The organism is Candidatus Clostridium radicumherbarum (assembly GCF_045310525.1).
Taxonomy (GTDB): Bacteria; Bacillota; Clostridia; order Clostridiales; family Clostridiaceae; genus Clostridium_AT; species Clostridium_AT radicumherbarum.
In genome coordinates this window covers 229,965-254,143 of record NZ_JBJHZY010000001.1, presented here as the reverse complement: position 1 = coordinate 254,143, position 24,179 = coordinate 229,965, and the positions used below count along the sequence as shown (strand labels likewise).

Below are 24,179 nucleotides of genomic sequence, written 5' to 3'. Positions count from 1 at the left end.
ACTTACGACCTATCAAATTCCTCGCCCTTCCACACTACAAAATTCTCGTAGTCTAAACCAAACTGCATTAAGATTTTACCAATTATATGGTTGATTTGCTCTTCAACAGTTTCCGCTGAATTATAGAAGGTTAAAACTGGCGGCAGGATAACACAGCCTAGGTCAGAAGCTTCCTTCAAGTTTTTGATATGCACTTTTCCAAAAGGCATTTCCCTTGGCACCAATACAACACGTCTATTTTCCTTTAAGCATACATCTGCAGCCCTTATTAATAAATTTTCAGCATAGCCCGTGGCAATTCCCGACAATGTTTTCATACTGCAGGGAATTACTATCATTCCATCTGTTTTAAAGGAACCACTTGCGATGCTTGCTCCTAGATTACCATTATCGTGTACAACATCCGCTAAATCTTCAACTTCTGAGATGTTTAAATGTGTTTCCATTTTAAAAGTTCGTTTTGCACCATCTGTTATTATTAAATGAGTTTCACACTCAGGATATGTTTTTAATGCCTTTAATAAATGATATCCAAGTATTACTCCACTTGCTCCAGTTATTCCAACTATAATACGCATCTAGTTACTCCTTATAAATAATAATTTATCAGCATTGTATTTTACCATATAGCTTAATTTTAAATTCCTACTAATAGTATAGCAATACATGAATAAATTACAATATTAGCTTCTGAATTCAGTTTGATATTACAATAACATAGGCAATTTTTTAATTATTACTTAATCTTTTAAAATAATAACAGTTTTAAGACATTAAGTGGATAACCATTAGAACAATAAAAGATATTCCCATTATCATATGAAATTTTATACCTTTTCTTTTATATCTAAAGATTCCAGATATTATTTGTGCTCCTAATACAATCAATGCCGCAAGTCCCGAAATATATCTTAGTTCTAAAATAAATCCATTTGATAAAATAATATATGCGTGCAGTAAAATTACTGAAAATGCTATAATTGATATAGGAACATGCCATTCTCTTGTAAACCTAGCTAAGGATAATAGCTTCATTTTAATATCCTTAGAATTTATTCTCTTTGCAATTCTTCTAATAACCAGCATTGATATTGAAAATCCAAATCCCCAAGCGGCTATTTGACCTGTTAGTCCCCTAAAGCTTCTTAATTTCCTGTAATTTATTGCAGTTACTATATCAATATTACTAAATATCATAAATAGAAGAGCTGCAATAACTATTATTAATAGTATTAAGGTATAAATCACTCTTTTTCTTTCAATTTTATTTGCTATTAAATGTTTATTATTATTCATGTTTTTCCCTTCTTAAGCAAAAGATTGTGTCCACCTTATGTAATCTTAATTACTTATTTAAGTTTTCCTACCACTGGCAGCCCCTGTAGAACATCTTTTCCATGTGGGGACTGTTCTATTTCTTTAGATAAGTCTTTTCCAGCAGTAACTCCACCTACATGTTGCCCATTTCTCCAACCCTTTGCATTAGTTACATCATAAATTACCCCATCAACTGCCACATAAGCTGGATTACCATTTTGACCATCATACTTTGATAATTCAGCTAAAGTGAATTCCTTGTTTACTGAGGTATTTGAATTTGCTACAGCATTTGTACTACTTTCAGTACTAGCATTTGGATTAACCGTGCCTTGTACCTCCGCTTTCTTATTTGAACATCCGCTTACAATTAACATAAAGCTTAATATACCAAAAACAAATATTTTTTTCATAATTTACGGCTCCCCTAAATAATTACTATTATTGAATAATATTTATTATCAATATACGATTAAATTATGTCAATTTGAAGGTAAATTTATTTCCAAATTGTAAATAAATTTATTTTAGCAATTAGATTTTTCCTTTATAAAATTAGTTGACAAATTTACTTTAGTACGTTACAATACTACTATATTAAATCAAAACAATAATAGCATTGATAAGAAAGAGTAAAAATATATTTTCTTTTACAGAGAGCTCCTGGTTGGTGAGAAGGACATTAGAGTATATTTTGAACACATCTTTGAGCTGAGCATCGAACCCTACGGAAGTAGACTGCCTCCGGATTACTTGCACCCGTTATAGTGCTAGAGTATAAGCATATTTTGTCGTACTTGAAGAGGTTAATATTGTGAAATATTAATAAATTGAGGTGGAACCACGTGAGTATTACTCTCGTCCTCTAGTTGAAACTAGAGGACGAGAGTTTTTTATTTCTTAAATTTGTAGCGCTGCAAATTCAAGAAATAAAAAGGGGTTTGCTATTTTTGATCTTAAGTTTATAAAGTTCATAATCTACAGCTAATACACAAAACTTAAATAATAAAATATTAAAGGAGAGATTAAAGATAATGAAAACAAAAAAATTTATAGTTTTAATAATTCTATTTGCATTTTGCATAGCAATATTTTCAGGGTGTTCAAAAAAAGCAGCAAGTAATGAGGATTCTCTTTCAAAATTAAAGGCAAAAGGCTATGTGGTTGTTGGCCTGGATGACACCTTTGCACCTATGGGTTTTAAAGATACCAAAGGAGACATTGTAGGCTTTGACATAGACTTAGCTAAGGAAGTATTTAAGAGAATAGGTATAAATGTTAAATTTCAATCCATTGATTGGTCCATGAAAGAAACAGAACTTAATTCAGGAAATATTGATTTAATATGGAATGGGTATTCAATAACTGATGAAAGAAAGCAAAAGGTTGCCTTTACTAATCCCTATTTAGAAAATAGACAGCTTATTATAACTCTGGCAAATTCAAATATACAAAGTAAAAAGGATCTTCAAGGTAAAAAAGTTGCAGTTCAAAATGGGTCAAGCTCCTTAGATGCCTTAAACAAGGAACCAGAAGTTTTAAAATCCCTAAGTTCAGGGAAGCCAGTATTATTTGATACCAATAATGAAGCCTTTATGGACTTAGAAGCAGGCAGAGTTGATGCAGTCATAGCAGATGAGGTTTTAGCTAGATACTATATGAAGGAAAGAGGTATAGAAAAATACAAAGTACTTCAAGAGGACTTTGGTAAGGAGCAGTATGCCGTAGGAATTAGAAAAGCTGATAATGAGTTAGTTAGTATGGTAAATAGCGAATTAGAAAATATGAAGAAAGATGGAACAAGCGCAGAAATATCAAAGAAGTGGTTTGGTTCAAATATTGTAAAATAAAGAAGGTGTTTACAAGTGGATTATATTTATAATTTAATACCTTCCATGCTTGATGGACTTAATACAACTATGCAAATATTTTTAATAACAGCTTTACTATCAATTCCCTTAGGCGTGATAGTATCAATTGGCAGAATATCTAAGCTGCAGGTTTTAAATAAAATAGTGCAGCTATATATTTGGATTATGAGGGGAACTCCCCTGCTTCTGCAGTTAATATTTATATTCTTTGGTCTGCCTGTAGTTGGTATAACCTTTGATAGATATACAGCGGCAATTATAGCATTTGTATTAAATTATAGTGCTTATTTTGCAGAAATTTTTAGAAGCGGCATTGAAGGAATAGATAAAGGACAGTATGAAGCTGCAGAAGTTTTAGGGCTTACAAGGTTTAAAACTTTTATTAGAATTATTCTCCCTCAAGTTATAAAAAGAACTCTACCTCCAATTTCTAATGAGGTTATAACCTTAGTTAAAGATACCTCCTTGGTTTATGTAGTTGGACTAGGTGAGCTGCTTCGTGCAGGTAAAATTGCATCAAATAGAGATGCTTCCTTAACTCCCTTAATTGTAGTTGGTATATTTTATCTTGTAATTACGGCTGTCTTAACAAAATTTTTTAAAGTATTTGAGAAAAAGTACTCTTACTATCAATAGGGAGCGTGACAATTATGATTTTAAAAATAGATAATTTAAATAAAAGCTTTAAGGGAAATCAGGTATTAAAGAATATTAATTTTGAATTAAGGGAAGGTGAAATACTAGCAATAATAGGGCCCTCCGGTGCTGGAAAGACTACCCTTTTAAGATGTATCAACGGTCTTGAAAGATCTGACAGTGGAACTATAGAAATAGATGGACAATTTCTATGCAAGGGTGAGAATAACAAAAGCGTATATCCTAAGAAGAAAAAGGTACGTGAAGTGATTAAAAATCTTGGAATGGTCTTTCAAAGTTATAACTTGTTCCCGCACAAATCTGCTCTAGAAAATGTTATTGAGGCACCTATAAACGCCTATAAGGTTTCAAAAAAGGAAGCAATAGAAAAAGCAGTAGAATTATTAAGCAGCCTAGGTCTTAAAGACCGTCTAAACTCCTATCCTTGTGAGCTTTCCGGTGGTGAAAGGCAGAGAGTTGCTATAGCTAGAGCTTGTGCACTTAGTCCTAAAATAATGTGTTTTGATGAACCTACCTCTGCACTAGACCCTGAGCTTACAGAGAGTGTAGCAAAGTCTATAGAAAGTCTAGCAAAAGATAATATGGCTGTACTCATCATAACCCACCATATGAAGTTAGCTGAAAGGGTGGCAGATAGAATTATTTTTATTGAAAATGGTGAAATAATAGAGGAAGGCCAAAAGGAAGTTTTCTTTAATGATTCTGGAAATGAGAGAATTAAAAAATTTATTTTAAATTAAGAGTTGTTTTAAATTACAGGATGGTAAATAGCATTCCGAGAATCCCTATTGAAATCTTTGACACTATACAAGTAAAATTCAAAGAAAAACGCGGAAGAAATTTTAGAAATTCTTTCCGCGTTTTTAAGTATCTCCTGTATATTCATTGATTTATTTTAATAATTAAGTTGAACTACTACTTTGATTGCTGCTGTTACTGTTATTATTGCTATTGCTATTGCTGTTATTTCCGTTTCCTCCATTGCCATTTACGCCGTATTCCTGCACAGTTATTTTAGAAAAGGTGCCTTTATTCTTATCTGCATACCAAATCTGTAATATATCATTTGCCTTTAAATCTGAAACCTTTAACTGCTCTGTTTGTCTGCCTTGATTTCCTCTTACCATTGTAGTTATTGAAGTTCCATCAGGAATTGTTATAGTTTTTGTTTCACCTGTAAACTCCAGCTGTCTTCTTGGTCTTTGTCCTTGATTATTACCGTTGCCGTTATTCGAATTAGGATTATTGTTATTACCAGTATTATTGTTGTTATTATTGTTACTGTTATTGTTTGAACTGTTATTTCCGTTACCGTTGCTGCTGCCATTATTGTTATTTCCATTTTGCTGCGTAAACTGAGGCTGCTTAATAACCTTTATTGTTACCGCATTTCCCTTTATGCTTACTACTTGTCCTGATAAATCAGCCCTTTGAAACTGGCCTCTTCCATTAGAATTACCTTGATTTTGACCATTTTGAGCTGTACTGTTTTGATTAGCACCATTATTTTGGTTGTCAACTGTCTTTGCCTTACATCCAAATAATAAAGATGCAGTTAAAATTGATATTGCTATTAAACTAATTGCTTTTTTCATTATTAAGCCTCCACTTTTTAATTATAATTTACCTGGAAATCATAAATCATTTTCGAAATGTGAGCAATAACTTCATTAGCATTATCCAAGCCATTGGTGTAAATACTTAAAATGTAAGGATTTTCAGTATAGATTATACCTACATCATTAACATAGCTGTCATAGTTCCCCACTTTATGGGCAACAATATTGTAGGGCAAATAAAGATCTAATCTATCATGGAATTCTGTATTTTTCATATCATCAATAATTTTAGAATAATATGTGTTATTGTTTACATTTTCATATAGCTGTTTTAATAAGGTTGTTTCATCAGTAGCCGTAATAAAGTTACCAGATTTATCAGTTGCATGTCCAAGTTTAGCATCAATCATATTTCTCATATTATAGTAATTAATTCTTTTAATAATCATGTTTGTAGCAATATTATCTGAGTAAATTATAGAATAATCACTTAATAATGATAAAGAAATGGGCTTTGATAAATCCTGAGACTGCAGTATTCCTGTTCCTTCTTCAAAGCTGTCATCTGTGTACTGTAGGCTTTCATTTTCACTTACTGTACCATTTTGAATCATATCATCCAGTACCATATTCATTTGAACTTTAACTGTGCTGGCCGCTAGAAAGGTTTTATCTCCATTTATTATTATTTCTTTACCAGAATTAATATCATAATAGGATAAGCCTACCATATTGATATTGTTACCTAAATAGGCCTTAATTTGGCTTTCAAGCTCAGTTCTCTTGTTCTCAAACTCAACAGACTTTTCATTTAAGCTTACAAGCAGTGCCTTTTTTTCCATTATCATAATGTCATTATTATCATTATTACTATCTGCTTCATTAACTGTTTGTCCATTTGAGGTAGTAACATTATCCCTAATAATACTCGTACTGTCAGTTGCAAGCTTATTATTTGTGCAGGCAGTCTGAGTATAAATTAATGTAATAATAAATAAGCATATACCCAGACTTTTTAAATATTTAATTTTCCCCATAACCCAATCTCCTATAATGCTCAAGTAAAAGTTGTAGATATTTGCTTCAGTCTTATATTATTGAAGTCATATGACAGATGTATCACAATTAGGTAAATAAATTGTAAACATCATATATAATATAATTATATTTCTTTTGGAACTTTAAAATAAAATATTACACCTCTATCTGTATTTTTTGCTCCAAAACTATAACTATGATGAAGCAGTATATTTTTAACTATAGAAAGTCCTATCCCAGTACCCCCTAGCTTTCTATTCCTTGATTTATCTACCTTGTAAAATCTATCCCAAAGCTTAGGTAAATCTTCTTCCGGAATATTAGAGCCAGTATTTTCAATTTCAATTGATATTTCCTTTTCTTCTTCTTTTGTATTTATATAAATATGTCCCCTATCTTCAACGTGTCGTATAGCATTAGTAATATAATTGGTAAGTACCTGCTCCATTCTGTTCCAATCAGCAAAAACCATCACTTCTTTAGCAAGGTTCGTTTCTAATTTAATTTCTTTTTCATCAAAAATTGCCTCATATTTATTCAAGGTAAGTTTAATAAGCTCTGTTATATTAAATTTCTGTTTTGAAAGCTTAAAACTTCCTGATTCTAAATGAGATAAATCAAGCATTTCAGATACCAGGTTTCCCATTTTTTCTGTTTCGTCTATAATAATATCAAGATAATAGTCCTTATCTACATCTTCGAATATATTATCTTTTAAGCCCACAGCATAGCCATCTATAAGTGTTATTGGAGTTTTGAGTTCATGAGACACTGAAGCAACAAATTCCTTTCTCATTTTCTCCAAATTTCTTTCCATTTCAATATCTCTTTCAAGCTTTGCATTAGCTTCTTTAAGAGAGGTCAATGCATTACCTAAATTCTCCGAGAGAAAGTTAAGAGAAGAAGCAACATTTCCGATTTCATCCTTGCTTTTAACTTCACATTTTTCATTGAAATCTAAATTGGCCATTTTAGTTGCCACTTTATTTATCTTCACAAGAGGTTTTGCAATCATATTAGAGTATATTAAAGAGAGAATTACAATTATGAAAATTGCTCCTATGCAAAAATAGCCATACAGACCTTTAATTACTGAGACAGCTTCATTAACGGGCTGCAAGGAGGTTACAGCAAAAATCACTTCATCCTTCTGTTTATCAGCTGTTATATAAAATATGTTTTTTACCGTTCCATCTATGGTCCGAGGCATCTCTGTAATGGAGCTATTACTCTGCTTTAAATTTGCAACCATTCCATTATCACTTGCAAAGGCTTGAATGAATTGTGTTAATTCTCTTGTTTTACTTACATCTGTTCTATATCCCGAATTCTTTGTTAAAAATTTTAGTCTATTAGAGCTATCTAAAATAACTATTTTTATATTTCCATTAGTTTCATATTCATCAATTAATTGAGCTGATTCATCATCGCTTTTAGTCTTGTCGTATTCTGTCTTAAACTTATCAATAGTTACTGCTAAATCAGTTTTTTTCCTATATACATAAAATCTTTCAAAGAAAAGAGATTGAATAAGCAGAGTACCAATAATAAATATTGCAAAAATAAGGGCTGTTATGGCAAATAACTTCTTTGTTATACTCATATTATTTGTGAATTTATTTCTTATACTAATTAAAGTTCTTTTCATCATGTTTTCCCTCAAAAATATATCCTGTGCCTCTTACAGTTGAAATTAAAGAAGCTTTTTCACCAAGCTTTTCTCTTAGTCTTTTTATATGACTGTCTACTGTTCTATAATCCCCATAAAAATCCACACCCCAGATATAATCTAAAATTTTTTCTCTGGTTAAAACTATTCCCTTATTATTTACGAAATATAGTAATAAGTCATATTCTTTTGGCGATAAATTTAGTGTGGTGCCACCTATGGATACTTTATGAGAGAGCTCATCTATAGATAATCCATCAAAAAAATGTTCCTTCTTAGGTTGAGTATCGGAATAATAAGCTCTATTAAGCAGTGATTTCACCTTTGCTAAGAGCAGCCTCATATTAAAAGGCTTTGATATATAATGATCAGTTCCAAGCTCAAAGCCAATTAATTTATCTTCGTCTTCAGCCTTTGCAGTTAAAAAAATAATTGGTACATTCGAAATCTTTCTAAGCTCTCTGCAGGTTGTAAAACCGTCCATTACAGGCATCATTACATCTAATATAACAAGTTGTGTGCTTTGGCTTTTAAACAAATTAAGAGCTTGAGCACCATTTTCTGCCTCTATAGTTTCATAACCTTCTTTTATTAAGTAAGCGCATATAAGCTTTCTCATTCTATCTTCATCATCTACAACCAAAATTTTTTCTTTCATTTTCAAAATCTCCTTAAAATAAAACACGAAATATAGCCTATTACACAAAACTCTTAAAGTACTAAATCGCATACCCTTCAGCGTCTTCGGTGCTTAACCTATATTCCGTGTTTAACATTACTTATTCAAATCTTAAGGCATCGATTGGGTTTAACTTGGAGGCTTTATTTGCAGGGTATATACCAAAAATTATACCCACTACTACTGAAAAAATAAAGGCTTCTATTACGATACTATTCGACATTAATATTACTTTGCCAAAAAGCTTTGGTCCAAAATAGGAACCTAAATATCCAAGGAGAACTCCAAGAATACCTCCTAAGCTGCTTATACTTGCTGCTTCAATTAAGAATTGCAGAAGAACAGTTCTTCTTTTTGCCCCAATTGCCTTTCTAATTCCTATTTCTCTTGTTCTTTCAATTACTGATACAAGCATTATGTTCATTATACCGATACCGCCAACTAGTAGTGATATAGCTGCTATACCGCCTAGCATTGCTGTCATACTTTGATTAGTAGCATTTGCAGTATCTAGAATACTTGTTTGATTCATTACTCTATAATAGTTTCTTGTATTTACATTGCTATTATTACTAATTTTGTATTTATTATTTAAGAATAAAGTTAAATATGACATTGCCTCATCAACTGTATCCTTACTCTCTGCCTCTATATAATAGTTATTAATTTTTGTTGTTTGAAGTAACCTTTCTCCTGTAGAAAGCGGAACTATAATTCTATCATCACTTGACCCCATAGCTGAGGTACCTTGGGATTCTAAAACACCAACAATAGTAAATTGAATTCCATTTACATACATAGTATTACCAACAACGTTTGTATTACCAAAAATATTTTGTGCTGTTTCAGGTCCTATTACAGCAACCTTAAATCTATTATCTTCATCTCTTTGATTTATAAACCTGCCAGAAGCTACGTTAATTTTTCTTATTTCAGAATAATTTGGTGTAGAAGCTTCCAAGGAAGTTGTTGCACTTTTATCTCCTGCTTTAATATTTACACTGCCTGAACTAAGCTGCGGTGCTATTTCCTTTATACCAGGCTGAGTCTTTAAAACTGCAAGTTCTGAATCTGAGATTGAAGGAGTCCTTCTTCCCGTAATAGTTACTGTAATCAAATTCGTTCCTAATTTTTCTATTTGATCACTTATCTGTTTTTGAGTTCCCTGACCCATTCCTACTAATATAATTACAGAGGATATACCTATAATTATACCAAGCATTGTAAGAAAGGATCTCATTTTATTGTTCCATACGGATGATAATGCCATCTTTACTAGTCTAGTAAATTTCATGCTCCCACCTCACTCACTGATAAAGTGTCTGAGGTTATAACTCCGTCCTTCACAGTAATCATTCTTTTTGCTTCTGCAGCTATTTCTTTATCATGTGTTATCATAACTATAGTATTGCCTTCTTTATTTAAATCCTTTAACATTTGTAATACTTCTTTACCAGTTTTACTATCTAAGGCTCCTGTTGGCTCATCTGCAAGTATTATTTGTGGTTCAGTTGCAAGTGCTCTAGCTATAGCAACTCTTTGCATTTGACCTCCTGAAAGCTCAGAGGGTTTATGCTTTAAATGAGTGGTTAAACCAACCTTTTCAAGTGCAGCCTTTGCCTTATCTCTTATTTCTTTATTGGGATAACCTAGATACATAAGTGGTAATTCAACATTTTCTAATATATTTAATTTAGGCAGCAGATTGTAATTTTGAAATATAAAGCCAATTTTCTTATTTCTTATTTCTGCTAGTTTATTATCGCTGCAATTTGTATTTAACCCGTCCAATATATATTCTCCATTGGTGGGGGTATCTAAACAGCCAATAATATTCATAAGAGTTGACTTACCAGCCCCAGATGGTCCGACAATAGCCACGTATTCCCCCTTAGAAATACTTAGGTCAACTCCATCTAGTGCTTTGAAGGTACTGCTGCCCATGTTGTAAGCTTTTTCTATATTGGTCATTTTAATTATTTCTTTATTTGAATTCTCAGCCATAGGACCCTCCTGTATTCCTGTTATTTGTTTTAGTTTCCTTTTGAAGCATTATTTCCGCCGCCGCTGGTTTGTTGTCTATTACCACCGCCGCTGAAATTACCTCCGCCACCAAAACCTCCGCCACCAAAGCTGCCGCCACCGAAGCCAGTGCTTAACCCGTTTCTATTTGAACTGTTGGTACTTGAGCTTGTTTGAGGTAATTGTATAAGCACCTTATCTCCATCATTTAAACCTTGTGTAATTTCTACATAGTTTTCATTTTCAAGGCCAGTTTGTACTCTTACTAATTTACCAGCACTGGATGTGCCATAGCTGCTGCCTGATCTTCTATTCTGACCGCTGCTTCCTTGCTGTCCATTGCTTCCAGATGATTGTCCGTTACTTCTATTCGTTGATTGTCCATTACTTCCATTCGTTGATTGTCCATTGTTTCCAGAGTTGTTTTGTGAAGTTGGGTTATTATTTGAAGATCCTGTACCAGTAGTAGTGCTGCTTGAAGGAACCATAACAAATTTTTGACCATTCCTATCAATTACAGCCTCAGATGGAACAACAAGTGCATTATCCTTGCTATCAACTTGAATGCTTACATTTGCATTCATTCCTATTTTAATTCCAGTAGGATCTGTAATATCAACAACAACATCATAGGTTGTTACATTATTATTAGAAGTTCCTGTTTGAGCGATGGTTTCTACTGTACCATCAAAGGTTTTATCTTTAACAGCATCAAATGTAATTTGTGCCTTTTGTCCAGTTTTAACCTTATCTATGTCAAGTTCATCTACCTGAACCTTTATCTTAAGAGAGGACATATCAACTATTGAAACAACTGCCTTCCCAGGTGAAACAGCGTCACCGTTTGAGTTATTTACAACTGTAATCACTCCTCCTATTGGTGCTGCAACTACAGCTTTACTTAGTTGTACATTAGCAGAGCTTAATTGACTCTGAGCGTCAGATAGACTTAATTGATCCATGGATACTTTATTTTGAGCACTTAAAACAGCATCCTGAGGATTTTGATTACTTTGTCCCCCATTTTGTGAAGAGCTTTTATCATTAGAACTTGAAGCAGTAGTACTAGCAGCTGCTGTAACCGCTGCTTGAGCATTTGCTAAAGCTTGTTTGTCACTTGCCAGAGTTAGATTTTGTTTATTTAAATTATTTTGTGCTGAAGTAACATTCTTCCTCAAATCATCGCTGTCTGAAGTAAAAAGCTTTGCTCCAGCTGCTACCGTATCCCCTATCTTTACATTTAGATCCTTTAAAGTTCCATTATTATTAGCCATTATATCCTTTGATACTGCTGCATATGCAGCTCCAGTTCCTTGAATAGTTACCTGCATATTCATTGTCCTAGCATTAACAGTTAAATACTGACTTGCAGCCTTAACTGGCTTAGCTGCAATAAATTTATTGTAGCCATAATAGCCTCCAACAGCTACACAAGCAACTATAACACACGCTATTATAGTTTTAATTAACTTACTTTTCATATTGTTCCTCCCATTTGATTAAAATATATGATTTATGATTCCAAAATTAATTTCTTATTGCAATGTAATTATTTTATTGCCCCTTAATGTTTTTTTAGTGGCAATATTGTTAACAATTTATGAAGAAAATTTATGAAGAAAATTGAATTTAAATTTTTTAAAATCAATACAATTTTCTTTGCAAGTTTGGATACACTAAAACTACTTAAATAATATCTTAAGTAGGGCTTTTTGAATTAACTTTGCATAAAGGAGTTGTTTTGCTTGATAATAGGTATAAAGGTTAGAAATAAAGTTTTACCCATAATTTTGATATCATTATTTCTTATAATAACATTTAATATAAAATACGAAGTTGTAAGAGCTGAACCATCAAAATCTTCAATAGATGATAAACAAATTAAAGCGGAAATTGAAAGAATATATAATATTCGCTCATCAGCTTTTGTCTCTGGAGACCTGTCTCCAGTTAAAGAATTATTTGATACTTCTCAAAAATATGGCAAGTGGGCGCTGGAGCATGAAATTAAGAGAATAAAATATCTTAATGATTGGGCAAATGAAAGAGAAATTACCTTTGGAAATGTGGAATCATACGTGAGAATTAAAAAGATTTATCCAAGGGGGAATATTATCAAAATAGCATTAGAGGAGTCCTATAAATTTGACTATGTTTATAACAATGATGAGGCTTCCCCTGTTAATTCTTTTGGTGTTGGTATAAGACATACAACAAGTCTTATTAATAAAAACGGTGCTTGGATAATTTATAACGATTGGTATACTGACTGCTTTGAAGATGCACTACAATCCTACACTATAGAATTACCAAGCTCAACAATATCCTACAATAAATTCTCACTATTATCTAATGATCTGTTTTCCTTTAATAATAAAAAATATTATGACAGGCAAAATGCAGCGGCCTACGCTGATAAGTACTGCGGCGCAGCATGGGGCAGCGGAAATAATTTCAAATATAATAAAAAATATAATGATTATAATGGTATTGGTGGGGACTGTACTAATTATGTTTCCCAGGCACTGGGAGACAAAGCTGGCGGAGGTTTGCCCTTAAGCGGAGGCTGGGTTCCTCATTCTAGCGCATGGGTAAATGCAGATGCATTTAAGAATTATCTCCTTTACTCCGGAAAGGGAAGTTTAATAAAGATAGGTACCTTTAAAGAGCTTACGGCCTCACAAAATGGTTCCCCGCCTGCAATCAGCAAGCTCCAAATAGGGGATTTAGTTTGCTATGAAAAAGGCAGAGGTAATATAGATCATTTTGCAATTGTTACAGGTTTTGATTGCCATGGCTATCCTTTGGTAAATTCACATACTACAGATAGATATCATGTGCCTTGGGATCTGGGCTGGGGAGATAAAAAGATTAGATTTTTATTAATCCACATAAACGGTTAGTAAATGCAAAATATTTGTCTTTAATTAATATGTAAAAAAATAAAAATGTTGTGTTTTTATAGGTTTAACTAAAAACACAACATTTTTTACATTACATTTTGAATTTATTTACCTCATTTATAATAGTCTTTGCCATTTCATTTAACCTCTTTGAGGTATTTGCAACCTCATTTGATGAAGCTTCCATCTCTTCTGTTGATGCAGAAATTTCTTCAGAAGAAGCAGATACTTCTTGTGCAACAGTTGATACCGCGTCCAATTTATTTATTATATTATCTTTTCCGCCATTTAAGCTTTGGGCTGAAGTATTTACCTCTTCTATTTGTGAAATAACCTCATTTATTGCCATTAAAATTTCTTCATAAGTGGCAACTGCAGTATTTATTAATACCATTTGATTTTTAAATTCATCATTTACTGTATAAGCATTGCTCTTTATATTACTGCTTTCCTGTGATACTCCTGAAATTAATTGGCTTATGTTATCAGAGGATACTTTACTTTGTTCAGCAAGTTTTCTTATTTCATCCGCAACAACTGCAAATCCCTTTCCTGCCTCTCCTGCTCTAGCAGCCTCAATGGAAGCATTAAGTGCTAAGAGATTAGTTTGCTCTGCAATACCATTTATTAACCCTGTAATCTCATTCACCTTGTTTATGTTTTGATTCAAATTCATAATTCCATTTATGAAGGTATTAAATGTACTGCTGATGTTTTCAATTGAAAGTGTCAAATTAACCATATTATTGTTGCCACTTTTGGTCATTTCATTAATTTTTCTTGAATTATTGTCAACATTTCCTATGGAATGAACTATATTATCAAGTTGATTTCCAAAGTCATATAATACTTTTGATACTTCCATTAAATCTTCAGCTTGTGAGCTAGTACCACTAGCCACCTCACCAATAGCAGCAGCTACATTCTTTGAAGATAATGACATCTCATCAGAAACTGAACTTAACTTTATTGCATCCTCATCTAGAAGTGTTATTTTATCTTGTATGGTTTTTATCATATTAGAAACACCATCTATGGTCTTTCTTAGAGTCTTTTTCATTATTCCGAACTCATTATTACTAAAATCATCTATTTGAACTGTAAAATCACCGGTTGATATAGTTTCTAATGTAGAAATCATATTCTTTGATGCCTTTTGAACCATTTTAATAACTATATAAGCTATCACTAAGAACATAATAAATGCTGCTATTATTATGGCTAACATGGTGTATAAGCCACTTTTGTAGGCTGCAAGGCTTTCTGTTCTTCTAGTATTAGCTTCGTTTTCATTATATTGAGATAAATTCTGCAGTAAGGTTTCAATTTTCCCGCTTATGTCTGCTAAATGAGAGCTATCTGATTCATTAAGCTTTTGAGAATTACCTGTCTGTACTACAACATTATCCCATATTTCAAAAAAGCTCTTTTCGTAACCATCTAGTTCATCAAGCTTAGACTTTTCAAAACTAGAAATATTTATTTTTCTATATTCTTTTTCAGAACTTTCCATATCTTTTTTATACATATCTACTGTTGAAGCAGTATTAATATCTAACGCTCCTAATCCAGCCTTGCTTACTTCTAAATCTATCTTTAGAAAGTCACTTCTCATATTACCTGTCATACTTACAGGCACTAAATTATTATCTAATACATATTTTAAATTGTCATTAATGGTTTTCATGCTCCAATATCCCACGGCCCCAATTACTATTAATAAAACTGCTGCAAATATACTGATAATTTTAAAACTAGTGGTAATCTTCAAATTTTTCAAGGATTTCATAATTGCGCCCCCAATTATCCAAATTATTAATCTATTATAGCATATATAGTAGTATTTTGCATATATTTGCTAATTGGAGTCACATTTACACATTAGCTAATAACTTCATATATTTGAGGTTTTTCTTCATAATTAATAATGTCATCTATTATATATAAAGGCCTATTTTTGCTTTCATCAAACATTCTTCCAATATACTCCCCCATCATTCCGAGAGTTATAAAAACAAGCCCAAACATTATTAAGCTTATTGCAAACATAAAATATATGTTTATAGGATTTACCTTATTTATTAAATCTCTTATTAATACTCCAAAGGCTGAAATTATCCCTATGGAAAATATGATCCCTCCAAAATAGCTGCCAACTATAAGGGGTTTGTGAGAAAAGGAGGTAATTCCATCCAGTGCTAATTTCATCATCTTTTTAAGAGGATACTTAGTTTCTCCCGCAAATCTCTCTTGCCTAATAAATTCTACAGAGCTCTGTTTATATCCGACCCAACTTACAAGGCCTCTTACATATCTGTTTTTTTCAGGAAGTGAATTTAATGCATTACATACCTTTCTATCTATAAGTCTAAAATCACCTGTATCCACAGGAATATCTATACTAGTCATACTTTTCAATATTCTATAAAATGCTTTAGCAGTAAACTTTTTTAAGAAGCCTTCTCCTTCCCTTTTAGCTCTCTTTCCATAAACTACCTGGAACCCCTCCTTCCACTTCTCAATCATCTGTAATATAACCTCTGGGGGATCTTGAAGATCTGCATCAATAACTATTACAGCTTTGCCAGCCGCTATATTCATTCCTGCTGTAATTGCTGCCTGATGCCCAAAATTCCTTGAAAAACTAACAAGTTTTATTTTTCCATCTTTTTTACATATTTCCTCTGCCATTTTTTTAGTTAAATCCTTACTGCCGTCATTTACAAAAATAATTTCATATTCCTCATGAGTCTCTTCCATCACTTCTTTTAATCTTCTGTAACTTTCATTAATAACAAGTTCTTCATTATAAAGCGGAACTATTAGAGAATATATTTTATTAATCATACTAACACACCACCTCATTGATATTATTCCCAATTTTATTTAATTTAAGTGGCATCAATATGACTTATTACATAAGCCATATTGATGTCCACTACTCTTATTCGAATCTTAACGCATCTATTGGATTTAGTTTCGAAGCCTTATTAGCAGGATATATTCCAAATGCTACTCCTACTATTACAGAGAACAAAAATGCAATTATTACTATATTGCCTGAAATCAATATTGTTGTATTAAAAAATCGCTGTCCTACATAGGAGCCTAAATACCCAAATAAAACTCCTATTATTCCACCTAGTCCGCTTACACTTGCAGCTTCAATTAAAAATTGCAAAAGTATTGTTCTCCGCTTCGCTCCAATTGCTTTTCTTGTACCTATCTCTCTAGTTCTCTCTACTACTGAAACAAGCATAATATTCATTATTCCTATCCCACCTACAATAAGAGAAATGGCTGCAATCCCTGCAAGCATGGAGGTCATGCTCTGAGTTGTTGATGTTGCTGTGTCTAGTATACTAGTTTGGTTCATAACTCTATAGTAGCTTCTGGTATTTGTAGTGTTGTCAGTAATTTTATATTTTTTATTTAAAAACAACGTCAAATATGACATGGCAGTATCTACTGTATCCTTACTTTCTGCTTCTATATAAAAGGTTTTTGCATTGGCAGTTTTTAGTAGCCTTTCAGCTGTAGTAAGAGGCAGTATAATTCTATCATCACCAGAGCCTGAACTTGAGGTCCCCGTTGACTCAAGAACACCCACTATAGTAAATTCGATACCATTAACATACATGGTGTTTCCAACTACATTTGTTCTGTCAAAGATGTTCTGTGCTGTATCAGTACCGATAACAAGTACATTATATCTATTATCTAAATCTCGTTGAGTTAGAAACCTCCCACTACTTACAGTAAGCTTTCTTATTTCCGAATAATTTGGTGTGGAGGCCTCAATGGTGGTAGTGCTGGATTTGCTGCCTGATTTAATATTTACATTTCCCTCAGAAATAGTAGGTGCAATTTCTTTAATTCCCGGCTTTGTTTTTAAGTCTGCTAACTCACTATCTGTAATAGTAGGAGTTCTATTGCCCATTATATTGACTGTTATTAAATTAGTCCCTAACTTTTCAATTTGATCACTAATCTTTTTTTGGGTGCCTTGTCCCATACCTACAAGTACTATAACCGAAGATATACCTATGATTATACCTAGCATAGTAAGAAAAGAGCGCATTTTATTATGCCAAACTGCAGATAATGCCATTTTTATAAGTCTTGTATATTTCATACTCCCACCTTACTTTCGCTTAATTGATCTGATACAGTTACGCCGTCTCTTACCGTTATTATTCTTTTTGCATTTGAAGCTATTTCTTTATCATGTGTAATAATAATAATTGTATTACCTTCAGAGTTTAACTTGGTAAGCATTTTCAATACTTCTTTTCCAGTTTTACTATCAAGGGCCCCTGTAGGTTCATCTGCAAGAATTATTTGTGGTTCAGTAACAAGAGCCCTTGCTATGGCCACCCTCTGCATCTGCCCTCCAGAAAGTTCTGAAGGCTTATGTTTTATATGCGATTGAAGATCAACCTTTTCAATTGCCCTCAATACCTTTTCCCTTATCTTGCTGTTTGGGTAGCCTAAATATAACAGAGGAAGCTCAATATTTTGAAATACATTAAGTTTTGGGAGCAGATTATAATTTTGAAATATAAATCCTATTTTTTTATTTCTTATTTCGGCTAATTTATTATCGCTGCAGCTTGTATTTAGCTCATCTAAAATATATTCCCCATTTGTAGGTTTATCCAAGCAGCCAATTATATTCATAAGAGTAGACTTCCCAGCGCCAGAAGGACCTACAATAGCTACATACTCTCCTTTACTAATTCTTAAGGTAACACCATCTAAGGCTTTAAAGGTGCTGCTTCCCATTTTATATACTTTTTCAATATTGGTCATGGTAATAATATCTTTATTAATAAAACTATCCCCCATACTCACACCCTCCACACACCTTAATTTTTAGTCCCGCTGCTATTGCTGCCCTGTGTTCCGCTACCCCCATTGCTGCCTTGAGGCATTGGGCCGCCATTTCCGCCTTGAGGTCCTCCAAAGCCGCCCATATCTCCTCCGAAACCTCCGGCGGCATTTCCTTTATTACTACTATTTGAAGAGCTTGCTTGTGTTAATTTTATTTGAACCTTATCTCCTTCTTTTAATCCATCAGTTACCTCTATATAGTTTTCAGTTTCAAGTCCAGTCTTTATTGAAGTTAAATTACTGCTTTGACTATTTTGTGAGCTTGAATTTGCATTACTGTTGTTTACAGCTGCTGAGCTGCTACTATTTATTAACCTAACAAATTTTTGTCCATTATTTTCAACTAGAGCATCTGCAGGTATTACTAGCGCATTGTCTTTGCTTTCAACTGAAATAGTAACATTTGCATTCATACCAAGCTTTATGCCAGTTGGATTTTTAATGGCTACCACCACATCATAAGTTGTAACATTATTTGAAGAGGTACCTGTCTGAGCGATTGTTTCTACTGTTCCATCAAAAGATTTATCTTTAATAGCATCAAATTTAATTGTTGCTGCCTGGGAAGCCTTTACTTTTCCTATATCTAGTTCGTCAACAGCTACCTTAACCTTCATTGAACTCATATCAACTATAGTAAGTACACTCTTTCCTTGCGACACACTGTCTCCGTTAATATTATTTACTGCAGTCACTACTCCGCCAATTGGCGCAGTAACAGTCATTTTATTTAATTGGGCATATGCATCATTTAATTGAGACTGTGCATCACTTACAGATATTTTATCCATTGCAACCTTGTTATCATCTACTTTTTCAGCACTTTCATCAGTTGTTAAGGTTAGCTTCTGCTTCGTTAAATTATTTTGTGCACTAGTAACTGCTTTTCTTAAGTCATCACTATCAGCGGTGTAAAGCTTTTGTCCTGTAGTAACAGTATCACCTACTTTAACTGTAAGACTCTTTAAAGTTCCATTATTGTTTGGAGCTACATCCTTAGTTACAGCAGCATAAGCTGCACCTGTACCTTGAATAGTTACCTGCAGATTCATTTTTCTTGCAGCTACTGAATAATACTGGCTAACTGTTGCAGAAGCCGGCTTACCAGCTAGGGTCTTATATCCATAGAAACCTCCAAATGCAACGCCAAGAACAATTATTCCTGCTATAACGGCCTTAATTAATTTACTCTTCATTATAATTCCTCCTCTTAGCTAGAAGCTTAAATTCCATCTTATATCCATATAAAGAATTATAATTTTTAATTGTTGCACTATTATCAAAAACTAATGTGAACATTATGTGAAAGTGGCATCCATTGGCTTATGACTTATTTCTTGTATAATATGTTAAAATAAGTAGAAGCCATATGACTTATAAAATAAGTCATATGGCTTCTATTGGATACTTAATTATGAAGCTTACGCCATTTTCTCTATTTACAGCTTTTATTTCAGCATTATAAAAATCTATAATCTTTTTAGAAATTGCAAGCCCAAGGCCGAAGTTTCCCGTTTTATCCTTATATAGATTGTCAAAAATGTGATCTAAATGCTCTTCTTTAATATTGGGCCCATCATTAAATATTTCTAAAACAGCAAAGGCGCCTTCTCTTTTTAATGTTATGCAGATCTTCTCCTTTGCATATCTAAGTGCATTATCTAGTATGTTTTCTATGGCAACCTGAAGCTTTTCTTCATAACCATTAACACTTAAATTGTCTAAATTAAGATTCCATTCTATTTCACTGTTTACTAATTCAAACCTATTAATAATATGAAGTAAAAAATCATGTAATTCAATTTCATTGTTTTCAGTATTATTTCCCAAAACATAATCTAAGGTATTTAAATACAAAAGCTGTTTAATTTTCTTCTCTAAGCTTATAGCTTCATCCCTAATAATTTCTGCAGTTTTTTCTACAGAATCAATATACACACCATCTATAATTGCATCTGCATGGCTCATAATTACCATAACAGGAGTTTTTAAATCATGAGATATACTCTGCAGAAACATTTTTTCTTCTTCATCTGCATGCTTTAATTCCCTTTGCATGCTATTCATAGACTCAGCAAGCCTTCCAATTTCATCTTCATTTTTTAATTTTATTGATTCTTTCCAGTCCTTATGGGCTACTTTAACTGTAAATTCCTCAAGTTCCTTAAGGGGCTTCGAAATATAATTTGCTACAAGTTTTGCCGTTAGAAACCCAATGGCAATAAATACCATTCCAATGACAAGCATTGAATATAATAAAGTATTGTCTTGAAAATTTGGCATATAAGTAATTAAATAGGATTTTGCAGTACTGCTGCTATCTATTGAGCTTATAATAAAGATAAAATTCATACCATTATAATTGGCTTTAAACTGTTTTTCATAAATGTTATCTTCTTTTATAAAACTTGCCATCCAGTTCCTTGCAGCAGTGTCATTGCCATGAAACCCAGGAGGAGGATTATTCCCCTGATCATGAGGCACATTCATTTTATTATTAATATCATTAATCTGAACTTGTTTGCTGCTGTCAATTTTGACTATAAAACTATCGCTGCCCCTCAAATTCTTTAGTTCATCTAATCTGGTTGGCTGATTAAAATTATTACTTTTTAATAATTCGTGGACAACCTTTAAGTCTTGAACCTTTGCATTATCGCTCATTCTTCTAAAGGCAAATAAATATAATAAAGAAATACTGCATATTATTACAAGAATTATAGCAGTAAAGGTAGTCCATATTCTCATAGTTAAGGATTTAAACTTTAGTTTTCTCATATTTTTACCACCAATTTATAACCATAGCCATATACAGTTTCAAAGTTTAGTCTTTCTACCTTTTTTCTAAGTCTTCTTATTGTATCATCCACCACTCTGTCTGAACCAAAGTAATCATCGCCCCATACATTTACTAGAATTTGTTCTCTGGAAACTACAGTATTTTTATTCACTACAAAATAATTTAATAATTCAAATTCCTTATTTGTCAATTGAATTTCCTCATTTCCTAGTAAAACAGTTCTCTGATTCTTGCTTATTCTATATTCTCCTATACTCAGAAGAATATCTACAGCTTCCTCATTTACCTTCCCATATATTCTTTCCATTAATTTGTTAACCCTAATAACCAATTCTCTTGGTAAAAACGGCTTTGACAGGTAATCATCACTTCCTAGCTCTAGCCCCACCACTCTGTCAAGCTCCTCATTTCTAGCAGACATAAATATGACAGGAGTATTTTTGTTATACTCTTTAATTGTCTTAATTATTTCGTAGCCATCAGTATCAGGCAGCATTATATCTAATACCCATAGATCCGGCAAATCTTTTATCTTTTCTATTGCAGAATTTCCGTTTGCAAAAGTAGTTACTTCATAACCTTCCTTCTGCAAATATTTTTCCAGCAAGATATTTAAACTTTTTTCATCTTCTACAAGATAGATTTTTTGTGACATACCTATCACCTCAACAAAACTGTTTTAAATTAATTATATTCTAGCATAAAATTAACGAAACATTTTAGATAAATTATGTGAAAAATATGTGTTTCACTAAAATTTGACTGATTTGCTGAATACACTTTGTGAATATTAATATGCTATAATATATAGATAAATATTATGATGAAATCAATCGATTTCTATAGATATTGTAACTTACAGAAGTTTAATCTTATTATAATTTAATATATTTCATGAAAACAGGAAGTGGAAAAATGGATTTATTTGATATAGCAAATGAAAAAAATAACTTTAAGCTGAAACCACTTGCAGAAAGAGTTAGACCAGAAACCCTTGAGGATTTTATTGGCCAGGAGCATCTACTTTCAAAGGATAAGATGCTATATAGAGCAATAATGACAGATAATATATCTTCAGCAATATTTTACGGACCTCCAGGCGTTGGTAAAACAACTCTAGCAAGGATAATAGCAAATAAAACTAAAGCCAATTTCGTAGAGTTAAGCGCCGTATCAGCAGGAACGGCTGATGTTAGAAAAATTGTGCATGAAGCAGAAAGCAATCTTAAGCTGTATAGCATAAAAACAATACTATTTCTAGACGAGGTGCATCGCTTCAATAAATCTCAACAGGATTCCCTTCTTCCCTGGGTTGAAAAGGGAATTATAACCTTAATTGGCGCAACTACTGAAAACCCTTATTTTGAGGTGAACAACGCTTTACTTTCACGTTCAATGATATTTCAGCTAAAGGCTCTAACAGATGAGGATGTAATTAAGGCACTTAAGAATGCACTTAAGAATCCTAAGGGCCTTGGAAATTTATCTATTTCTCTAGAAGATGAAGTGCTAGAGTATTTTGCTGTTCACAGCAATGGAGATATAAGGAAGGCTTTAAATGCCTTAGAAATGGCTGCAAAGACCTCTAAAAGAGCAGATAATGAAATTATTATTACTGTAGAGGATGCTAAAGAATGTATTCAGAGAAAAATGACTCTCTACGATAAAAATGGAGATAATCATTATGACACTATTAGTGCTTTCATTAAATCCATGAGAGGCAGTGATCCAGATGCTGTTGTATTTTATTTAGCTAAAATGCTGGATAGTGGAGAGGACCCTATATTTATTGCCAGAAGAATTGTAATCTGTGCCTCAGAAGACATTGGAAATGCAGACCCTATGGCACTAGTTGTAGCCACAAGTGCTATGACTGCAGCTCAAGTAATTGGAATGCCAGAATGCAGAATAAACCTTTCTCAAGCTGCTATTTACGCAGCTTGTGCACCTAAATCTAATGCCTCATATTTTGCCATAGATAATGCACTTGAAGATGTTCGCAAAAATAGGGATTCAGGTATTCCTCCTTATTTAATGGATGCTCACTATAAGGGAGCTGACCGTTTGGAAAAGGGACAGCATTATCTTTATCCACATAGCTTTGGTGGTTTTGTAGAACAGCAGTACCTTCCAACCTCACATAAGGATAAGGTTTATTACAGCCCTACAGAAAATGGAGCAGAGGTACGAATTAAAGAAAGACTTAGTAAATTATGGGAAAACAAAAAGAGATAAAATATTTATAAAAATAACAATGCAATATAAGCAGAAATGTTTATACTTTTGTAAAAGCTAAATACTACTAGGAGGAATAATGCGGAAATACATTTTTATAGGATTAGGCGGAATACTTGGAGCAATATTGAGATATTATATAAAGAATATACAGCTTTATCATTACAATGGAGCATTTCCTTTAAATACTTTCATAATAAATATTACAGGAAGCTTTCTACTTGCATTTATTTTAACTGCTGCCCTTCTAATAAAGGGATTTGATTCTGATATTAAACTTGGAATAGGGACAGGTTTTATTGGAGCATATACTACTTTTTCTACTATGTGCAAGGAAACTGCTTTACTAATAACCAGCGGATATTTTGTTTCAGCTGCATGTTATATTTTACTTTCAATAATTTTAGGACTTGGTGCGGCATATTTGGGTACAGCTGTGGCAAGGATAGTTTCTTATAAACAGGTAGACACAAAATGGCATCAATGGGTAACTGCAGAAGAAACTGCTGCTGATTTAGAGGAGGAGGCTGAATAAG

At 32.8% G+C, this 24,179-nt stretch carries 23 protein-coding genes and 1 other annotated feature; of the genes, 6 read left to right on the top strand and 17 right to left on the bottom strand.

The window, feature by feature from the left end; genetic code table 11:
• Positions 1–2: 2 nt before the first annotated feature.
• From ACJDUH_RS01315 to ACJDUH_RS01305, 3 genes are all read right to left on the bottom strand, one after another.
• A complete protein-coding gene (locus ACJDUH_RS01315; protein ID WP_406763348.1) occupies positions 3–578 on the bottom strand; it encodes a UbiX family flavin prenyltransferase in 576 nt (191 codons plus the stop codon).
• A 187-nt stretch (positions 579–765) separates the two neighbouring features.
• Positions 766–1,296: a hypothetical protein gene (locus ACJDUH_RS01310; RefSeq protein ID WP_406763347.1), complete on the bottom strand. Its 531-nt coding sequence runs from the start codon at positions 1,294–1,296 to the stop codon at positions 766–768.
• Between the two features lie 53 nt (positions 1,297–1,349).
• A complete protein-coding gene (locus ACJDUH_RS01305; protein ID WP_406763346.1) occupies positions 1,350–1,730 on the bottom strand; it encodes a cytochrome b5 domain-containing protein in 381 nt (126 codons plus the stop codon).
• Positions 1,731–1,927: 197 nt separating this feature from the next.
• Positions 1,928–2,186, top strand: a binding site (T-box leader).
• A 165-nt stretch (positions 2,187–2,351) separates the two neighbouring features.
• On the opposite strand from ACJDUH_RS01305, the gene ACJDUH_RS01300 reads away from it, so the two are divergent.
• Genes ACJDUH_RS01300 through ACJDUH_RS01290 form a run of 3 tightly spaced genes read left to right on the top strand, consistent with a single transcriptional unit; the run spans position 2,352 to position 4,585 of the window.
• Positions 2,352–3,167, top strand: a complete 816-nt coding sequence (locus ACJDUH_RS01300; protein ID WP_406763345.1) for an amino acid ABC transporter substrate-binding protein — start codon at positions 2,352–2,354, stop codon at positions 3,165–3,167.
• Positions 3,168–3,182: 15 nt separating this feature from the next.
• A complete protein-coding gene (locus tag ACJDUH_RS01295) occupies positions 3,183–3,824 on the top strand; it encodes an amino acid ABC transporter permease (RefSeq protein WP_406763344.1) in 642 nt (213 codons plus the stop codon).
• Between the two features lie 17 nt (positions 3,825–3,841).
• Complete coding sequence (locus ACJDUH_RS01290) at positions 3,842–4,585, top strand: amino acid ABC transporter ATP-binding protein (protein ID WP_406764989.1); 744 nt, start codon at positions 3,842–3,844, stop codon at positions 4,583–4,585.
• Positions 4,586–4,747: 162 nt separating this feature from the next.
• Here the strand turns inward: ACJDUH_RS01290 and ACJDUH_RS01285 are convergent, their stop codons facing one another.
• From ACJDUH_RS01285 to ACJDUH_RS01255, 7 genes are all read right to left on the bottom strand, one after another.
• Positions 4,748–5,440 carry a hypothetical protein gene (locus ACJDUH_RS01285; RefSeq protein ID WP_406763343.1) on the bottom strand — a complete coding sequence of 231 codons (693 nt, stop codon included), beginning with the start codon at positions 5,438–5,440 and terminating at the stop codon, positions 4,748–4,750.
• Positions 5,441–5,457: 17 nt separating this feature from the next.
• A complete protein-coding gene (locus ACJDUH_RS01280) occupies positions 5,458–6,441 on the bottom strand; it encodes a serine hydrolase (protein ID WP_406763342.1) in 984 nt (327 codons plus the stop codon).
• A 125-nt stretch (positions 6,442–6,566) separates the two neighbouring features.
• Positions 6,567–8,093, bottom strand: a complete 1,527-nt coding sequence (locus ACJDUH_RS01275; protein WP_406763341.1) for an ATP-binding protein — start codon at positions 8,091–8,093, stop codon at positions 6,567–6,569.
• Positions 8,071–8,769, bottom strand: coding sequence for a response regulator transcription factor (locus ACJDUH_RS01270; RefSeq protein WP_406763340.1), 699 nt, complete (start codon positions 8,767–8,769; stop codon positions 8,071–8,073). The genes ACJDUH_RS01275 and ACJDUH_RS01270 overlap by 23 nt, the downstream gene beginning before the upstream one ends.
• A 121-nt stretch (positions 8,770–8,890) precedes the next feature.
• Entirely contained in the window at positions 8,891–10,084 is a 1,194-nt protein-coding gene (locus ACJDUH_RS01265; RefSeq protein ID WP_406763339.1) for an ABC transporter permease, read from the bottom strand.
• Positions 10,081–10,794, bottom strand: coding sequence for an ABC transporter ATP-binding protein (locus tag ACJDUH_RS01260; protein ID WP_406763338.1), 714 nt, complete (start codon positions 10,792–10,794; stop codon positions 10,081–10,083). Before ACJDUH_RS01260 ends, ACJDUH_RS01265 begins: the two co-directional genes overlap by 4 nt.
• Before the next feature lie 29 nt (positions 10,795–10,823).
• Complete coding sequence (locus ACJDUH_RS01255) at positions 10,824–12,293, bottom strand: efflux RND transporter periplasmic adaptor subunit (protein ID WP_406763337.1); 1,470 nt, start codon at positions 12,291–12,293, stop codon at positions 10,824–10,826.
• A 276-nt stretch (positions 12,294–12,569) separates the two neighbouring features.
• Between ACJDUH_RS01255 and ACJDUH_RS01250 the strand changes: the two genes are divergently transcribed.
• On the top strand, positions 12,570–13,715 hold the full coding sequence (locus ACJDUH_RS01250; protein WP_406764988.1) for an amidase domain-containing protein: 1,146 nt from the start codon (positions 12,570–12,572) through the stop codon (positions 13,713–13,715).
• Between the two features lie 91 nt (positions 13,716–13,806).
• Here the strand turns inward: ACJDUH_RS01250 and ACJDUH_RS01245 are convergent, their stop codons facing one another.
• The 7 genes from ACJDUH_RS01245 to ACJDUH_RS01215 all read right to left on the bottom strand — a co-directional run bounded on the left by ACJDUH_RS01245 (position 13,807) and on the right by ACJDUH_RS01215 (position 22,063).
• Positions 13,807–15,504, bottom strand: a complete 1,698-nt coding sequence (locus ACJDUH_RS01245; RefSeq protein ID WP_406763336.1) for a methyl-accepting chemotaxis protein — start codon at positions 15,502–15,504, stop codon at positions 13,807–13,809.
• Positions 15,505–15,596: 92 nt separating this feature from the next.
• Positions 15,597–16,562 carry a glycosyltransferase family 2 protein gene (locus tag ACJDUH_RS01240; protein ID WP_406763335.1) on the bottom strand — a complete coding sequence of 322 codons (966 nt, stop codon included), beginning with the start codon at positions 16,560–16,562 and terminating at the stop codon, positions 15,597–15,599.
• A 97-nt stretch (positions 16,563–16,659) separates the two neighbouring features.
• Positions 16,660–17,850 carry an ABC transporter permease gene (locus tag ACJDUH_RS01235; protein WP_406763334.1) on the bottom strand — a complete coding sequence of 397 codons (1,191 nt, stop codon included), beginning with the start codon at positions 17,848–17,850 and terminating at the stop codon, positions 16,660–16,662.
• Complete coding sequence (locus ACJDUH_RS01230) at positions 17,847–18,563, bottom strand: ABC transporter ATP-binding protein (protein ID WP_406763333.1); 717 nt, start codon at positions 18,561–18,563, stop codon at positions 17,847–17,849. The genes ACJDUH_RS01235 and ACJDUH_RS01230 overlap by 4 nt, the downstream gene beginning before the upstream one ends.
• Before the next feature lie 20 nt (positions 18,564–18,583).
• The gene (locus ACJDUH_RS01225; protein WP_406763332.1) at positions 18,584–19,804 is read right to left on the bottom strand and encodes an efflux RND transporter periplasmic adaptor subunit; all 1,221 of its coding nucleotides are present in this window, start codon (positions 19,802–19,804) and stop codon (positions 18,584–18,586) included.
• 190 nt (positions 19,805–19,994) lie between these two features.
• Entirely contained in the window at positions 19,995–21,386 is a 1,392-nt protein-coding gene (locus ACJDUH_RS01220) for a HAMP domain-containing sensor histidine kinase (protein ID WP_406763331.1), read from the bottom strand.
• On the bottom strand, positions 21,383–22,063 hold the full coding sequence (locus tag ACJDUH_RS01215; RefSeq protein ID WP_406763330.1) for a response regulator transcription factor: 681 nt from the start codon (positions 22,061–22,063) through the stop codon (positions 21,383–21,385). The genes ACJDUH_RS01220 and ACJDUH_RS01215 overlap by 4 nt, the downstream gene beginning before the upstream one ends.
• A gap of 260 nt (positions 22,064–22,323) precedes the next feature.
• Between ACJDUH_RS01215 and ACJDUH_RS01210 the strand changes: the two genes are divergently transcribed.
• Together ACJDUH_RS01210 and crcB are read left to right on the top strand one after the other, a co-directional pair.
• Complete coding sequence (locus tag ACJDUH_RS01210) at positions 22,324–23,643, top strand: replication-associated recombination protein A (RefSeq protein ID WP_406764987.1); 1,320 nt, start codon at positions 22,324–22,326, stop codon at positions 23,641–23,643.
• 79 nt (positions 23,644–23,722) lie between these two features.
• Positions 23,723–24,178 carry a fluoride efflux transporter CrcB gene (gene crcB / locus ACJDUH_RS01205; RefSeq protein ID WP_406763329.1) on the top strand — a complete coding sequence of 152 codons (456 nt, stop codon included), beginning with the start codon at positions 23,723–23,725 and terminating at the stop codon, positions 24,176–24,178.
• Position 24,179: the final 1 nt, after the last annotated feature.

Bases quoted from the DNA above. Each gene is read 5' to 3' on its own strand.
- ACJDUH_RS01260 (WP_406763338.1), bottom strand. From the start codon at position 10,794: ATGGCTGAGAATTCAAATAAAGAAATAATTAAAATGACCAATATAGAA.
- ACJDUH_RS01265 (WP_406763339.1), bottom strand. From the start codon at position 10,084: ATGAAATTTACTAGACTAGTAAAGATGGCATTATCATCCGTATGGAAC.
- ACJDUH_RS01225 (WP_406763332.1), bottom strand. From the start codon at position 19,804: ATGAAGAGTAAATTAATTAAGGCCGTTATAGCAGGAATAATTGTTCTT.
- ACJDUH_RS01235 (WP_406763334.1), bottom strand. From the start codon at position 17,850: ATGAAATATACAAGACTTATAAAAATGGCATTATCTGCAGTTTGGCAT.
- ACJDUH_RS01300 (WP_406763345.1), top strand. From the start codon at position 2,352: ATGAAAACAAAAAAATTTATAGTTTTAATAATTCTATTTGCATTTTGC.
- ACJDUH_RS01310 (WP_406763347.1), bottom strand. From the start codon at position 1,296: ATGAATAATAATAAACATTTAATAGCAAATAAAATTGAAAGAAAAAGA.
- ACJDUH_RS01280 (WP_406763342.1), bottom strand. From the start codon at position 6,441: ATGGGGAAAATTAAATATTTAAAAAGTCTGGGTATATGCTTATTTATT.
- ACJDUH_RS01315 (WP_406763348.1), bottom strand. From the start codon at position 578: ATGCGTATTATAGTTGGAATAACTGGAGCAAGTGGAGTAATACTTGGA.
- ACJDUH_RS01275 (WP_406763341.1), bottom strand. From the start codon at position 8,093: ATGATGAAAAGAACTTTAATTAGTATAAGAAATAAATTCACAAATAAT.
- ACJDUH_RS01210 (WP_406764987.1), top strand. From the start codon at position 22,324: ATGGATTTATTTGATATAGCAAATGAAAAAAATAACTTTAAGCTGAAA.
- ACJDUH_RS01240 (WP_406763335.1), bottom strand. From the start codon at position 16,562: ATGATTAATAAAATATATTCTCTAATAGTTCCGCTTTATAATGAAGAA.
- ACJDUH_RS01255 (WP_406763337.1), bottom strand. From the start codon at position 12,293: ATGAAAAGTAAGTTAATTAAAACTATAATAGCGTGTGTTATAGTTGCT.
- crcB (WP_406763329.1), top strand. From the start codon at position 23,723: ATGCGGAAATACATTTTTATAGGATTAGGCGGAATACTTGGAGCAATA.
- ACJDUH_RS01270 (WP_406763340.1), bottom strand. From the start codon at position 8,769: ATGAAAGAAAAAATTTTGGTTGTAGATGATGAAGATAGAATGAGAAAG.
- ACJDUH_RS01230 (WP_406763333.1), bottom strand. From the start codon at position 18,563: ATGGGGGATAGTTTTATTAATAAAGATATTATTACCATGACCAATATT.
- ACJDUH_RS01305 (WP_406763346.1), bottom strand. From the start codon at position 1,730: ATGAAAAAAATATTTGTTTTTGGTATATTAAGCTTTATGTTAATTGTA.
- ACJDUH_RS01245 (WP_406763336.1), bottom strand. From the start codon at position 15,504: ATGAAATCCTTGAAAAATTTGAAGATTACCACTAGTTTTAAAATTATC.
- ACJDUH_RS01220 (WP_406763331.1), bottom strand. From the start codon at position 21,386: ATGAGAAAACTAAAGTTTAAATCCTTAACTATGAGAATATGGACTACC.
- ACJDUH_RS01285 (WP_406763343.1), bottom strand. From the start codon at position 5,440: ATGAAAAAAGCAATTAGTTTAATAGCAATATCAATTTTAACTGCATCT.
- ACJDUH_RS01215 (WP_406763330.1), bottom strand. From the start codon at position 22,063: ATGTCACAAAAAATCTATCTTGTAGAAGATGAAAAAAGTTTAAATATC.